Source organism: Anaerocolumna chitinilytica, from assembly GCF_014218355.1.
Taxonomy (GTDB): Bacteria; Bacillota; Clostridia; order Lachnospirales; family Lachnospiraceae; genus Anaerocolumna; species Anaerocolumna chitinilytica.
Genome location: NZ_AP023368.1, coordinates 2,297,347 through 2,311,105, shown reverse-complemented (window position 1 = coordinate 2,311,105; position 13,759 = coordinate 2,297,347). Strand labels below are relative to the sequence as shown.

Genomic DNA, 13,759 nt, shown 5'->3' with positions numbered 1-13,759 from the left:
CTAGATTTTTATTAGGCATGCGCTTACTGCTGCCTACTGTTAAATTATAGCTGACTTCGCTTTACAGCAACTACCCGAATAATGACACAAAGTGTTCCAATGATGACTTATGATCTGAATACTTTGCAATTCTATTTATGATTTTCTTGTTTCATTTCACTGGGTGAGAGTCCAAAAATATGCTTAAAAGACTGGGCAAAATGCGAAAAATTACTATATCCAACTTTTGAAGCAACGATGCTGACAGAGAAATTGGTTGTCTTTAATAAATGATAAGCAATATTCATCTTTTCCTGCTGAATATAATCTGACAGTTTCATTCCCTTTTCCTTTTTAAAGAGTCTGGATAAATACTCAGGATTCAGATAAACTGCTTCCGCAATATCTTTCCTGGTAACATTCTTCTGTATATTTTTATGGATGTAATCCAATATTTCATCCATTCGTGATTCATTAATATTCTCCTGATTGTCCATACCCTTTAGATAATTCATTGTAAATACAATTAAGCTTTTCATTCGTGTCACAGAAGTATAAGAATTCATCAGAGCTTCATAATTATAGTCACTTTCACCTTCCATATAAAGATCACTCTTTCCATTGCCGCAATTCTTTATCCCCTCTAAGAATAAATAGATATAATCCTTATGGAACTTTCGCAGTGCTTCATCGTTCATTCTGCCGGACTGAGTCATATGATCCAGATATTTGCAAGCCTCCTTCTTAAGTAAATCATAATAACCATCCTTAATGTATTGTGCCCATTTATTACAATCCGGTGAGATATATTCCAGTCCCATCTCCATGGTATCATCCGCTTCCAGAATACCGTCTTTTTTAATTACATTTTTCCTACTTCTTTTTTCCAGCCTTTTTGCTTCAGCCGGTAATTCAGAAAAACAAGTTGTTCTGCCCGGATACAGGGCAATTTTACATTGAAACAGCTGTTCAGCCGTCTGCAGGAATAAGTTCATTTTCTGTTTTATATCCAGCTCTTCGTTCTGTTTTTGAAATAAAAGAATAAAATGCTCCCTGTCCAGACAAATAATAATTAATTTACCTTTTCTTATAGTAAGTAATTCATTCCAGATATTATCGATGGCATAAAACAATAAATCATTTTCCCAGTTCTCTCCCTCAAAATCAAACAATTGAATCATAATCATTTCATACAAACTGTCTGCTTCCACCGTATAGGATAGAGCGGATACATACTGAACCACTTCTTTCACATCACTTCGCAGTGTAAGCAAATACTCCCTTAAAAGACTTCCAAGGGTCTCTTTTTCTCTTTTTTTCAAGCCTAAGGCGTAATTATAATAGCTCTTTATTGTAGTATCCTTTTTGATCTGATCAATTGCCTTTAGAAGAGAATTCTCAATTTCTTTATAGGTGACCGGTTGTAACAGGTAATCAAATCCCTGCAGATGTACTGCTTTTTGAGCATAGGAAAAATCAGAGTGGGCTGTAAGAAAAATGCATTTCATAGTGTAATGATGTTCCAATACCCACTCATATAAATCCAAACCACTTCCCATCGGCATCTCGATGTCACAGAGTAATAATTCTATTTGCTGCTTTTGAATGATATTCTTTGCTTCAATAATATTGTGTGCTGTAAATTTCTTATCAATATTAACCAGCTCCCAATTTACACCGGCTAAAATTCCTTCTACCACAGTAGGCTGATCATCCACAATTAACAGATTCATTTTACAATCTCCTCCCTTATGCTTTCCCTTGGCTCCCTGGGCACTTCCACAGGTAAAATAATTTCACATTGTGCCCCTTCCTCCAAGTTGTTACATTGCAATATTGCTTTCTCATCATATATCAGATATAACCGCTGACAGATATTTGCTATGCCGACGTTATTCTCTGTGTATTGATAAGGTGTCTGCTCATTTAATTGTTCCAGTACTTCCTGGCGAAAGCCATTCCCATTATCTGTAATAATGATATCCAGCAGGTTACCTTCTTCCGTTTCTAGTTCAAATATTCGAATGGTTATCCGTAATGCCTGATCTGCTTTTCTGCCATACTTAAAGGAATTTTCAACAAAGGGCTGAATTAGTAGCACCGGTATAATACATTCCTTCAACTGATCTTCTATTTCAATATCACATTCAACATCTTGTTCTAAGCTGTACTTCTGTAATGAAATATAATTTTTTACATGATTAATTTCATCTCCGATGGTCACCAAGGACATATTATCTTTAAAAAAATATCTCAAATAACTGGAGATCTGAATGATCATATGCTGTATCTTTTCATAGCGTTTCAGTTCTGCCATACCATAGAGGTTTTTTAAACAATTGAGAAAAAAATGCGGTTTTATCTGTAGCTGGAGATATTGCAGTTCTGCGTGGTCCTTCTGCAATCGCCTCTCCCAGGATTCTATTTTAAGATTTTTGATTTCTGTCATCATCTGGTTAAAGGTAACATTTACTTCTTGAAACTCTCTTATTTTATAATTAGAATCTACTTTTTCATCAATGTTTCCATCCCTGATCTTATTCATCGTCTTAATGAGAGCTTCCATTGGTCTAAAATATGCCTTGGATATCATTACATAACAAACAGGAATCAATAATACCATAAAAAATGACAAAAATAAGAATAAGGACTGCATCCAATCCATGTGCGAGAAATACCCTTTATAGGGAATAAAATAAAAAAAGCGAACGTGCAGAAAGTCAGAATATTGATTCACCACCAGATACTTGGTCTCATTCTCCGTCAAATAATATTCCTGGTCCAATTTATCCGTCACAAGCTCTCTCTTCCCTATTTCTTCCTGTTTCGAAAGAGCTGCACCCTTCATTGTTGTATAGTAAAGAAAGCCGTCTCCATCTGATCTGTTATTTATTTGATTTTGAATGGTTACACTTAAATCCACAAACAGGAATGTATATCCGCCGTTATATCCTAACAGACGTACCAAAAATCCTTGTCCGTTAATACGAAAGGGCTGCCATCCTAATGAACTTTTCTCTTTCGGATTCAGAAGGTATTCCTCTACAATTCGGCTCATACCCTCCTTGGTTTTTATAGAATACCTGCTTTCCTGGTAAAAAAAACGTATTAGATCATTTTTTTGAGATACCAGACAGACACTTCCCAAATTCTGGCCATTCGCTAACAATGTTCTATATTTTAATCCTATTTCATAACCGGACAAATGCTTGGTTAATTTATCCACCTTATGTAACATATTTGCATGATCATAATCGTTTGCCCAGTAATCGGCGATGGTCTGACTAACCTTTTGCAAATCATACTCTACTTGTGATTGATATAGAATTATCGTATTCTTACCAACTTCTGCGACCTCATTGTTTAAGGTTTTAATAGAATAATAATTATAGAACAAAAGGCAGAAAATCATCGGAATCACAAATATACCCAGGGTATAAATCAAATGTTTCTTCAATGAGATTGATTTGAATTTCATATGTATAACCCGCTTTCTTTTTTTACATTACACTCTTTTCATAAGTTTGCTGCAGCTTTAATATTAGTATAAAAAAAAGTGAATAAAAAAGCCACTTAAACTATGATATGAACTATCACTATAATGACTTTCTATACACAAATTATGATAATCTAATTTCTTCCTATTGACCACTGAATGACCTTCTGTTAGCTTAGACTTTATAAAGATCCCAAAAGATAAATACATAAAAGGAGAAGCATTATGAAACAGTTACTTATCAAACAAATTTTAGAGGCACTTGCTGTTGGTGACAGTTTCTCAAAAGCAACGGAGTTTGCATCAAGAGAGCAGATTAAAGCCTCTTTTTCTTCCATAGATTCCCTCTTGTTACCTTCAAAATCCCTGGCCCACAAGGATATGCGCTATGGGCAGGTTACAGATGACACTGAGCAAAATCTCTTTCTGCTTGAGGACTATTGTAAAAGCGGTACTATTACGCCTGAAGTGGCAGCAAAGAGTCTCATACGCTGGTATAAGGAATCTCCAGAGCCGGAAAAATATATTGGTCCCAGCTCCCGAAAAGCTATTCTTGCCTTAATAGATGGTATTGATATCCGGCTAACAGGAACTTCGGGAACTTCCTGCGGCGGAATCATGCGTGTACCCTCTGCTTTTTTATGCAGTACAGATTTAAATTCTCTGCAAAGTAATATTATCAGCACCTTACTGCCTACCCATAATACAAATGCAGCCATGGAAGCAGCTATGGGCTATGGCTATGCTCTATTTGCCATGACAAAAGAACAGGATATGGATACCATCATACAGGCAGCCCAAATTGGCTGCAAAATAGGCCGCAGGATAAATAACGAAGAAATGGATCTGGCCTGTGCTCCTTCCTGTCAGGCCCGTATTCCGGTTCTTCTTCACTATCTTCCGCAGTTTGATTCGGATGACAAACTATTAGACTTTTTATTCTATGTGTTTGGAACTACAATTTCTTCCTGTGATGTATTTATAGCCGCTTTTGCTCTGTTTCTTTGGTGCCGTCAGGATGTATATAAAGCAATACGTATGTCTGCAATGCTTGGCGGAGACACCGATACCATAGGCTGCCTCGCTGCTGTTCTCTGCTGTTGTTATGGGAAGGGACACAATATTCCGGAAGAGATTGTTCAAAGTGTTGTATCGGCTAATCATCTTACCCTTGACGACTTATCTATACAAATCACTCAATATAGAAATCAAGACAATACAATAAGAAAGGAAACCTTATGAAAATAAAATATCTAGGTACTGCCGCTGCTGAAGGCTATCCAGGCATATTTTGCAACTGTTCTTATTGCCAGGAAGCCAAAAAGCTAGGTGGTAAGAATATACGGACACGTTCCCAAAGCATCATAGATGACCAATTATTGATTGATTTTCCGGCAGATAGCTATTCCCATATGCTGCAACATTATATAGATTTCCCAAATATCCACAGCATACTTATCACTCACACTCATCAGGACCATCTATATCTGGAAGATCTGGGGCTTCGCTGCGAGGGTTTCTCCCATTTCATTAACGGCGAGCTGACTCTTTATGGGAATCCATCCTTAAAGGCAAAATTTTCTCATATTTACAAACAGAATCCAAACGATACCCATTTATCAGGAAAACTGGATTGTGTTGAATTAGTAGAATTTATTCCAGTTCCTATTGAAAATTATATCGTAACACCTTTACTGGCGAATCATGATAAAAATGAAAAGTGTTATATTTATTTAATTGAAAAAGAGAATAAACTTCTCCTTTACGGAAATGATACCGGATGGTTTCCGGAAGCCACCTGGCAATATCTTTCTGGTAAAAAAATAGATTGCCTTTCCCTTGATTGTACTCATATGAAATACAAAGAAGGAAGCAATCATATGGGGTTTCCTGATATCCTGGAACTCTTGAAACAACTTGATACCCTTCATTGTATCAAACCGGATACCAGGAAGATATTAACTCACTTTTCACATAATGGACATCTATTACACAATGATATGGAGGCTTTCGCTTTTCCCTATGGCATCCAAATCGCTTATGATGGCCTTGAGGTAGTTTTCTAAACTGCCCTAGGCCCCCCTGATTTTATGGCCTTACTGCTGTACCATCCGGGAGACGGCTGAACATCCAATCATGATTCATCTCTACTGCAGGATACTTCTTAGCCTCTTTCTCATCGAATTCAACACCAATTCCAGGTCTGTCATTAACATAGGCATATCCATCATTAACGACAGGACAGCCCGGAAATACAAGTTCCTCCGCTTCATTAAAGCCGCAAAATTCCTGGATTCCAAAGTTATGACAGTGCAGGTCCAGATGCATCTGTACAGCCATTCCAATTGGTGAAAGATCATTTGGCCCATGCCATGCCGTACGCACTCCATAAGCTTCACAAAAGTTAGCAAGTTTTTTTGCAGGTGTCAAGCCACCGATATCGCTTAGGTGGACACGAATAAAATCAATCCATTGATTCTGAATTATGGGCATCCATTCTGCCGGATTAGTGAACAGCTCGCCCATTGCAAAAGGAACTGCTGTCTGCTCTCTAAGGTATTTATAGTAATTCACCTGCTCCGGTGGTAAAGAATCCTCCAGGAAAAACAACTCAAACTGCTCAAGTTCTTTCGCGAATGCTAAGGTGTCTGATAGAGAAAGCCTTTCATGTACATCATGCATCAATTCAAGCTCCCAGCCAAAGTCACTTCGTATCCTGCCTAATAGCTTAATAACACTATCCATATACATCTTTGGGTGGTAGTAGGCCCCATTCGGTGCACCTTTTGGCTTCACAATCTGCTGACGTTTTCCTCCAAAGTTCCCTCCATAAGTACCCATATGACATCTGATATAGCGATAGCCCTCCTCTTGATATTTCCGAATACACTCTTCTACTTCCTCAATACAGCTTCCATCCGCATGTCTATAGACTGCAATTCCTTCTCTGGATTTTCCACCCAGTAAACTATACAAAGGCATATTAGCAAGCTTTCCTTTTATATCCCAAAGCGCCTCATCCACACCTGATATCCCATTATTAAGAACCGGTCCATTGCGCCAATAAGAACTGCCCATCATTGTCTGCCAGAGGTCCTCAATATTATGTACGGATCTACCTTTTAACATAGGGCGCAGATACTCCTCTATGGCTGTAACAACTGCCTTATGTCTCCAGGTAAACGTAGCGCAACCATATCCAAAGAGTTCCGGTTCAGAAGTCTCCACCTTTACAACCACAAGATTAATTCCTCTTGGGGCTGTGACAAATACTTTCACATCCCTTATTGTTATATTATCCATCTCTTTTCTCTCCTTTTGTTATACTTATCAGCGTAGAGCCTGCATTCTCTGCGATTAGAAAAGCTTTATACTGTAATCATACACCAGCTTGTATGCTATTTCTTTGCATTATTTGGCTAAAAATCACCATTTCTTTCTCTATTTGAAGGACATAAAAAAAGCAGATACTTTTCTTAGCATCAGCTTTTTTTCTGCTTATCCCTCAAATCATGTACAAATTTTCGATATTGAAGAGGTGAAAGCTCCATAATATATTTAAATTGTCTCATAAAGGTATTCATACTGCTATAACCACATTTTTCAGAGATGGTAAATACACTATCATTATTATTTTCTAAAAGTTTGGCGGCTTCACATACCCGGACCATATTGATGTATCTATTCAACTGATACCCACAGTATTTTTTGAAATCCTTACTGATGGTGGAAGGATGTAAAAAGAATTTTTTGCTTAGGGAATTAAGATTCAATTCTTCGGTAAAATGTGTATCAATATATTCTTTTATCTCAAGGATACTGGTATTGGATGCTGCAATCGCTTTATTATTTCTCTGAAAATGGAAAGCCCTGAATAACACTACGGCTATCTGTGTGATAATGCTTCTTTGCATTTGGGTCCGGAATTGCTTATGAGGCTCTTCTTCATTTTTAAGATAACATAACAGATATAGTATTTCATGAAAAATATCCCGGTCTATCTTCTTATAATAAGAGTTAAACTTCTCAGGTGTAGGTGTTTCAAAGACTTTCAGTAAATCATCATCCGTAATGATACTTCTATAGTAATTCGATTTTATCGTAAACCCGTACCTTAAAAACGGAAGCTGGTCAATTCTCCTAAAATGGTGTTCCATGGCTCCGATTACCAGGATATCATAAGGCTCCACATGATATTTTTGACCTGAAATATAATAATCCGCAGAACCTTCCTCAATAACCAAAATCTCACAGGTGTTATGGATATGGTGCATTTCATTCTTCTCATATTCACAGGTTCGTGATATGTTGAATTTGTCTTCGCTGATAGCTCTGAAATGTTCCGGTTCCTGATAATCATTAATTTCTATTTGCATTTCAATTCCTTCTTTCCAACTAGGCAGATGCTATAAGAATACGAGATTTTTGTTCTGTTTGCAACCTACAATTATACCAACTTAAATATTTTATTCAACATAGTCAAGTGTAAAAAGGCATAAGTACTCATGAATTAATACCTACTAAAATCGTATTTTGTGTTTCTCGTAAAAGAGCAATAAAAGTTTCACCAGAAGAAGCAACCCATGGGTCTATCAATACAAATAGTCGGATGTTTTAATACTACACTATTTAAATAAAAAGGCAGTATGTTATACAAATCATGGTATACTTCAAGGAATAATAAAATCTACATAAAGGGAAGTAGCGATTTATACCTGACACTAACCAGTAACTGCTCACTAAGAAAATATTTTAACGGTTATCTTTTATAATGTTTTTAGATAAGAATCATAACTGTTTAGAACACCTTCAATAGCTATATTTTGGTCAGAATCAATCTCTAGCCCTTCCATTTTCTCCATCCGCAGAAATAAATCAATGTTTACTCTGACGACATATGGACGAATGTTTCGTTTTACCTCCATGGCACTTACCACGAACTTCACCTGCGCCAAATGTTTCTGAAGAATTGGAATGATCACGTAATATAGAGAATCTTCTGCAAGAGAAAGGTGTCCTAAAGAACCCCCTTTCTCATCAGAAAGCATAAGCCTGTTGTCCTTTAGAGAATCTGCATACAATAGGTCTCCGCTTTTCAGCTTTAACATAACACGAAATATCTTGCTGTCCCCTTTCGTTCCTAAAAATGCCTGAAATTTATATATATGTCTTCCTTCTTCATCTATTCTTATAGGACTAGCAAGCTTTTTCAAACAGGATACCGGCAGGATATACTGACCTGCAAGCGCATGAAATAATTGTACCTGATAGGGAAACCGCTGTGTTATTAAATCATATTCATAATCCTGAAAGATACCATTCTGATGCTCTGTTTTTTCCAGTAATTCCAATACTGCCTGATTCAGACTTTTCAACAGACAATCAAATTCCTCTAAATCAGGATCCCATTCATATCTTCCTCTTGTAACTTCTATATATTCTTTTTTATGGTCTTCCCATAGAATCATATAGATAGTTCTAACTGTAAAGGCATTTTCTAAGACTTTAGCTTTCCATACAGGAGTGGATGCAGGTATTTCCTTTCCCTGCATCAAATTTTCGCGGAGTATGGAATAAGCCTCATTAATTAACTGGGCTTTTTTGATATGTTCCGGTTCATCCGACCCTACCGCATCCGGATGATATTGTCCTATCATTTTCCGGAATTTCTGTTTGATTGTGCTGACATCGTCCTGTCTTAAAACTCCCAGAATATTTGCTGCTTCCTGTATCGTCATTTCCAATTTCACTCGTTTCTGTTATATCTTTGCAGGGTTTGAAAATATAAAGTCTTACATGTCTTTCATGTTTCAATTCTCCCTTTTTAATACAACTGTTACTGGGGTGTTAGCGGCTCGTTCAGAAGAACCATGTGAATATGATCCTCCCATTTACCATTTATATTTAAATATTTACGAGAAAGACCTTCGTTGTAAAATCCTGCTTTTTCGGCAACTCTTAGCGATCGTATGTTTTTTGGCATAATATTTGCTTCAATCCGATGAAGTCCAAAATCCCGAAACATAATTTCTGTTCCTGCTTTAAGGGCTTCTGTCATATATCCCTGGTTAATTTCCTGCCCATCCAGCTTATACCCAAGGAAGCAGGATAAAAATGCTCCTCTCATGATATTGGTAAAGCCAATGCAACCAATAATTCTTTCTTCATTCCCTTTTTTGAATATCCAAAGCCTGAAGGAATCATTGTTTTCCATATCATTACATAACAGTTTTTTCTGATATTCACTGGTATAGAATTTCTCTTCCCTCACTGGCTCCCACTCCTCTAAAAAGAATCGATTTCTTATGCAATAATCTGCTACCATATCCGCATATGAGTCATGAGAGGGTTTTAATAAGAGATGTTCTGTTTCGTAAACTGCTTTCATATGATACCTCCACTTATCTATAATGTTAAAATTTTGTAGAAGAAATATTATACAGTTTTTTGAATAAATGTCAATAAAAGAGGCATTGTTTATATAGTGGCGAAGCTTCTTGGATTCTTTTGGATAAATTTATTGATATAAAGCAAACAAATAATGTATAATAATATAAAGGGTTCCAATAGTTAGCATCTGTAAACCCCAAAATTTAAATTCAAATGAAAATAATTCTAGTCGGGAGGGGAGCAAATGAAAAAACAAAGGAATTTTCTATTAATAGCGATTATTTGGTTCATTGGTGCAATTACCTGGCTCATTACTGCATTGCTTTGGGCTAGTATACCTGCATTAAGCGAAAATATGCTTGCTTGGATTACAGGGGCATTGAGTTTATTTACTGGTTGTCTATATATAAGGAAGCATATATTAAGTTCAAAAACAAAAGAAAATTAAATCAAAAATAAATTTAGGAATTTTGTACTTTTCATTATCTTTTCATGATGAACAGTGCAATTTTTTCTCAAATAAAGATGTAAGGCATTGTCCTGCAATTGTGGCATTTGTGTCTCTTTTTATTCTGATATCCAACGACCCAGGATATTAACCCATTATACTTCAATTCTTTCAATTATCGTTTTTACACCATCCGCATAAAATGTGATACAAATCGGCTTACCAATCCAATAAATATACAATATACTATTAATAATAATATCGATAAGATAGGGATTCTGACACTCACAGATGACCCTGTTTACCGAAGATTAGCTTATAAACTACATCGACGCCTCCTTCAGGTAGCAGTTCGAGCATGGCAAGGAGTTTACCCGTACCAACTCTGTATTTCAGTTTTGGATGTCTGGATTCCATTGCATGAATCACCGTTTTTACCAAGCGGCGGGAGTCATTTTTTTGATTCAACTCCATCATCATGAGGGGCTTCATTTTCGTTAGAAGCTTTTTGTAGTACTTTGTATTCGAAATTGTCTTGTCAAAATTCTCGTAAACCTGTTGAGTAATATTCGTTTCATAGGAGCCAGGCTGAATTTTAATAACAGGGATACCTAGATATATAAGCTCACGACGCAGGCTGTCGTTATACGCATCGACAGCATATTTTGACAATACGTACGGTCCGGCAAAAGGCTGAGGTGTCATCCAGCCTGATTCTGAACTACAGTTGATAATCCTGCCATGACCTTGATAAAGCATATCAAAAAAGGTTCGGTTCACCCTGGCCGTACCTACCACATTGACATTAAGAAGTTTTTCAATGGCTTCTACGCTCTCACCTTCGATCAGAGAAGTAAAGGAAGTCATTCCAGCAAAATTCACAATGGCATCCAGCTTATTCGTATATGATTTAATTATTTCCAGTGTTGCATTCACACTCTCCTGTTTTGTAACATCCAGCCGGACGGGAATGATATTCGGCAGTTTCCCTAACTTCTCCAGTTCCGCTTCCTTGGTACCGCCTGCAAAAACCATCCAATTTGCCAATCGAGATAGTTCTTTCACGCAAAGCGTACCAAGACCGCCTGTCGCTCCTGTAAATACTGCATATTTCACGAGTCATCACCTCATTTCATATTTTACCGATTAATGTGTAACCACTATTTTTGCAATTCAATATTAACAAACTTGATCTTTTAAAATCAACATGGATTATAATAATATTAGCAGATACTCATAAAAAATGATAGTGATTACGTTTATTTGATTCTATTTCATCAATTACCTTCTGTACGATAGAAACTCAATCCAATATTTTTAAACTAGCTTAACTATCATAATACTGAGGTTTTTCACCAACAGCATAAAATTTTCATAAAATATTACATATTTTGCTATATTTATGCTTTTATCGCACCATATAACTATATTTATTGTAGAAAGGTAGTTAAATAGTATGTCTTACTCTGTTGAACAAAATTATCTTCTCTTTCGAACACAGGCTGGTGCAGTTACCATTCCCCCAGGCGAAACACTTCGATTGACCGCCGAGCTGCCCAATGGAATTCCAATAGAAAAATATAAAACCATCCGTGTTTACAGTAACTGCAGACCTGGTGGTACTGTGTCGGTTTCCATTCTTATTGGCGTTTTTCAAGTGGAAGCCGATGAGCTGATCTTTCCTCTTGATTCCTTCACCCTGCTGCCCGGTAGTACAACAACCAAAACCTATGATGTTCCGGGTCGATCGATTGTTGCCTTTGCCACAGCAAAGGAAGGAACCGGAAGTTCAGCCATTGATTTCGGTGTTTTGGGATTTGGTCCCTCCCCATGTAACTTTTAACTTTCAAATAAAAAAGCGGAGTTGATATCATGAATATTCCTAGTTATCTTATGCTCGATAACCGAGATGAATTTCTCAAGAAAATAGAAGCAACATCAGAACCTGCACAAATTATTGGTAATGATGCAGAAAATCAAGTAGTAATTGCCAGGTGCAAGGAGCACCCTTTGGCATATGTCTGCGTATACGGAAGCAATTATGTCTCGGTAGTAGATATCGTAGAAGCAAGGAGGCTGTTGGATATTACTGTTGATGAAGGACCATTTGATATCTGCATCGATAAGAAACATATGCTTGCCTATGTTTCCAATTTCTTTTCAAACACACTATCTGTTATTGACTTGTATATAAATAAAACCATTAATACGACCCCTGTGGGTAAACTGCCCATAGGAGTTGCGGTACTGCCTGGCGGTCGTTTTGTATATGTTGTCAATTATGGAGAACCGAGTGTTTATGTGCTGGAAGCACGTACGCTGAAAAAAGTGACAGAGATTGCACTGCCTTCCAACGGCTTTACAATCGATATCACTGCTAACGGCACACTGGCTTTTGTCAGCCTGCGGGATGCACAACAAATCGCCGCAATTGATTTGACCCTCAATAAGGTTATAAAGATAATTCCAGCAGGTCCCGGAACGGAGGTCGTTAAGGTCAGCCCCACCAATCGTCACGTATTTGTTTCCAATGAAGACGGTAATTCAATCACACCAGTTAACGTTGCGCTGGTTGAGGCAGCTGCCCCTTATACAGGACAAAGCGGACCTGTGGGTATCGCGTTCACAGACGGCGGAAATACGGTGTACTGTGCAAACCGTTTCGCTCAATCTGTTACTTCCTTCGATGTCTTCAGTCATCAACCGCTTTCAACAATCCCTGCCGGACAGGGTCCATATGGATTGGCTGCAGCCAACGGCGGTAAATTAATGGTTGTTTCAAATTCATATGAGGATACGATTTCGATTCTTGATACTCGTTCAAATAAATTGCTTCAATCCGTCGTTGTAGGAATTCCAGCGTTCCTTACGATTCTTTAATGCTATAATTATGGGCAAGACCATTTTCATTGGTTCTTGCCCATAATTATATATGTCAAACAATAAAAGTAACTTAGATTATTTACTTATAAGTTCCAATAACTCCAAAGTCATATGTTTTGTTATATATAGGATTGTTTGAGATAAAATGAATATATACAGGTGTATTATCAAGGTTTGGTTCTTTATCAAACAAGAATCTGTCAGCTTGGCGTAATGCTTGAAGTGCTGTAGGCATTTCGTTATAGAAAATCTCATCTCTTAAATGTGCATTTCCTATTACACCATCACCATCCACAATCACGGAGCCAATTAAAGCATATCCTTCTCTATATAGCTCCCAGGCAATTCTTACCTCATCACGCATTCTTGTGACTTGATCTTCCGCATAATTTTGACCTACAAACACAAATAGCTCTGCTGTTATATCCGAATGTGTAATAGTATATAATCTGCTCCTAACTGGTTCATATGGTCTTATATTATCCCGATATTGCACAAATACCTTTTGAGGATTAAGTTCTTTCACATTTCAAGCCTCTTTCATATATTATTTCGAAATGGAA

14 protein-coding genes are annotated in these 13,759 nt (G+C 37.1%); 5 read left to right on the top strand and 9 right to left on the bottom strand.

Annotation, left to right across the window (positions count from 1 at the left end; all coding sequences use genetic code 11):
• Positions 1 to 131: 131 nt before the first annotated feature.
• A complete protein-coding gene (locus bsdcttw_RS10055; protein ID WP_185259238.1) occupies positions 132 to 1,712 on the bottom strand; it encodes a response regulator transcription factor in 1,581 nt (526 codons plus the stop codon).
• Positions 1,709 to 3,457 (bottom strand): sensor histidine kinase, encoded by a 1,749-nt coding sequence (locus tag bsdcttw_RS10050; RefSeq protein WP_185259237.1) that lies wholly within the window; start codon positions 3,455 to 3,457, stop codon positions 1,709 to 1,711. Before bsdcttw_RS10050 ends, bsdcttw_RS10055 begins: the two co-directional genes overlap by 4 nt.
• Positions 3,458 to 3,700: 243 nt before the next feature.
• Between bsdcttw_RS10050 and bsdcttw_RS10045 the strand changes: the two genes are divergently transcribed.
• Positions 3,701 to 4,717, top strand: a complete 1,017-nt coding sequence (locus tag bsdcttw_RS10045; RefSeq protein ID WP_185259236.1) for an ADP-ribosylglycohydrolase family protein — start codon at positions 3,701 to 3,703, stop codon at positions 4,715 to 4,717.
• Positions 4,714 to 5,541, top strand: a complete 828-nt coding sequence (locus tag bsdcttw_RS10040) for an MBL fold metallo-hydrolase (RefSeq protein ID WP_185259235.1) — start codon at positions 4,714 to 4,716, stop codon at positions 5,539 to 5,541. The genes bsdcttw_RS10045 and bsdcttw_RS10040 overlap by 4 nt, the downstream gene beginning before the upstream one ends.
• Positions 5,542 to 5,563: 22 nt before the next feature.
• On the opposite strand, the gene bsdcttw_RS10035 is transcribed toward bsdcttw_RS10040, so the two are convergent.
• The 5 genes from bsdcttw_RS10035 to bsdcttw_RS10015 form a co-directional block, all read right to left on the bottom strand.
• Entirely contained in the window at positions 5,564 to 6,778 is a 1,215-nt protein-coding gene (locus bsdcttw_RS10035) for an enolase C-terminal domain-like protein (protein ID WP_185259234.1), read from the bottom strand.
• A gap of 179 nt (positions 6,779 to 6,957) precedes the next feature.
• Positions 6,958 to 7,851: a helix-turn-helix transcriptional regulator gene (locus bsdcttw_RS10030; protein WP_185259233.1), complete on the bottom strand. Its 894-nt coding sequence runs from the start codon at positions 7,849 to 7,851 to the stop codon at positions 6,958 to 6,960.
• Between the two features lie 127 nt (positions 7,852 to 7,978).
• A complete protein-coding gene (locus bsdcttw_RS25500) occupies positions 7,979 to 8,071 on the bottom strand; it encodes a hypothetical protein (protein ID WP_185259232.1) in 93 nt (30 codons plus the stop codon).
• Between the two features lie 170 nt (positions 8,072 to 8,241).
• The gene (locus bsdcttw_RS10020; RefSeq protein ID WP_185259231.1) at positions 8,242 to 9,225 is read right to left on the bottom strand and encodes a J domain-containing protein; all 984 of its coding nucleotides are present in this window, start codon (positions 9,223 to 9,225) and stop codon (positions 8,242 to 8,244) included.
• An 86-nt stretch (positions 9,226 to 9,311) separates the two neighbouring features.
• Positions 9,312 to 9,863 (bottom strand): GNAT family N-acetyltransferase, encoded by a 552-nt coding sequence (locus bsdcttw_RS10015; protein WP_185259230.1) that lies wholly within the window; start codon positions 9,861 to 9,863, stop codon positions 9,312 to 9,314.
• Positions 9,864 to 10,109: 246 nt separating this feature from the next.
• On the opposite strand from bsdcttw_RS10015, the gene bsdcttw_RS10010 reads away from it, so the two are divergent.
• Positions 10,110 to 10,313 carry a hypothetical protein gene (locus bsdcttw_RS10010; protein ID WP_185259229.1) on the top strand — a complete coding sequence of 68 codons (204 nt, stop codon included), beginning with the start codon at positions 10,110 to 10,112 and terminating at the stop codon, positions 10,311 to 10,313.
• A gap of 285 nt (positions 10,314 to 10,598) precedes the next feature.
• On the opposite strand, the gene bsdcttw_RS10005 is transcribed toward bsdcttw_RS10010, so the two are convergent.
• On the bottom strand, positions 10,599 to 11,378 hold the full coding sequence (locus tag bsdcttw_RS10005; RefSeq protein ID WP_185259228.1) for an SDR family NAD(P)-dependent oxidoreductase: 780 nt from the start codon (positions 11,376 to 11,378) through the stop codon (positions 10,599 to 10,601).
• A 391-nt stretch (positions 11,379 to 11,769) separates the two neighbouring features.
• On the opposite strand from bsdcttw_RS10005, the gene bsdcttw_RS10000 reads away from it, so the two are divergent.
• Both bsdcttw_RS10000 and bsdcttw_RS09995 read left to right on the top strand, forming a co-directional pair.
• Positions 11,770 to 12,156, top strand: coding sequence for a hypothetical protein (locus bsdcttw_RS10000; protein WP_185259227.1), 387 nt, complete (start codon positions 11,770 to 11,772; stop codon positions 12,154 to 12,156).
• Positions 12,157 to 12,323: 167 nt separating this feature from the next.
• Complete coding sequence (locus bsdcttw_RS09995; RefSeq protein WP_207726525.1) at positions 12,324 to 13,193, top strand: YncE family protein; 870 nt, start codon at positions 12,324 to 12,326, stop codon at positions 13,191 to 13,193.
• Positions 13,194 to 13,275: 82 nt separating this feature from the next.
• On the opposite strand, the gene bsdcttw_RS09990 is transcribed toward bsdcttw_RS09995, so the two are convergent.
• Positions 13,276 to 13,722, bottom strand: coding sequence for a staygreen family protein (locus bsdcttw_RS09990; RefSeq protein WP_185259225.1), 447 nt, complete (start codon positions 13,720 to 13,722; stop codon positions 13,276 to 13,278).
• Positions 13,723 to 13,759 lie beyond the last annotated feature (37 nt).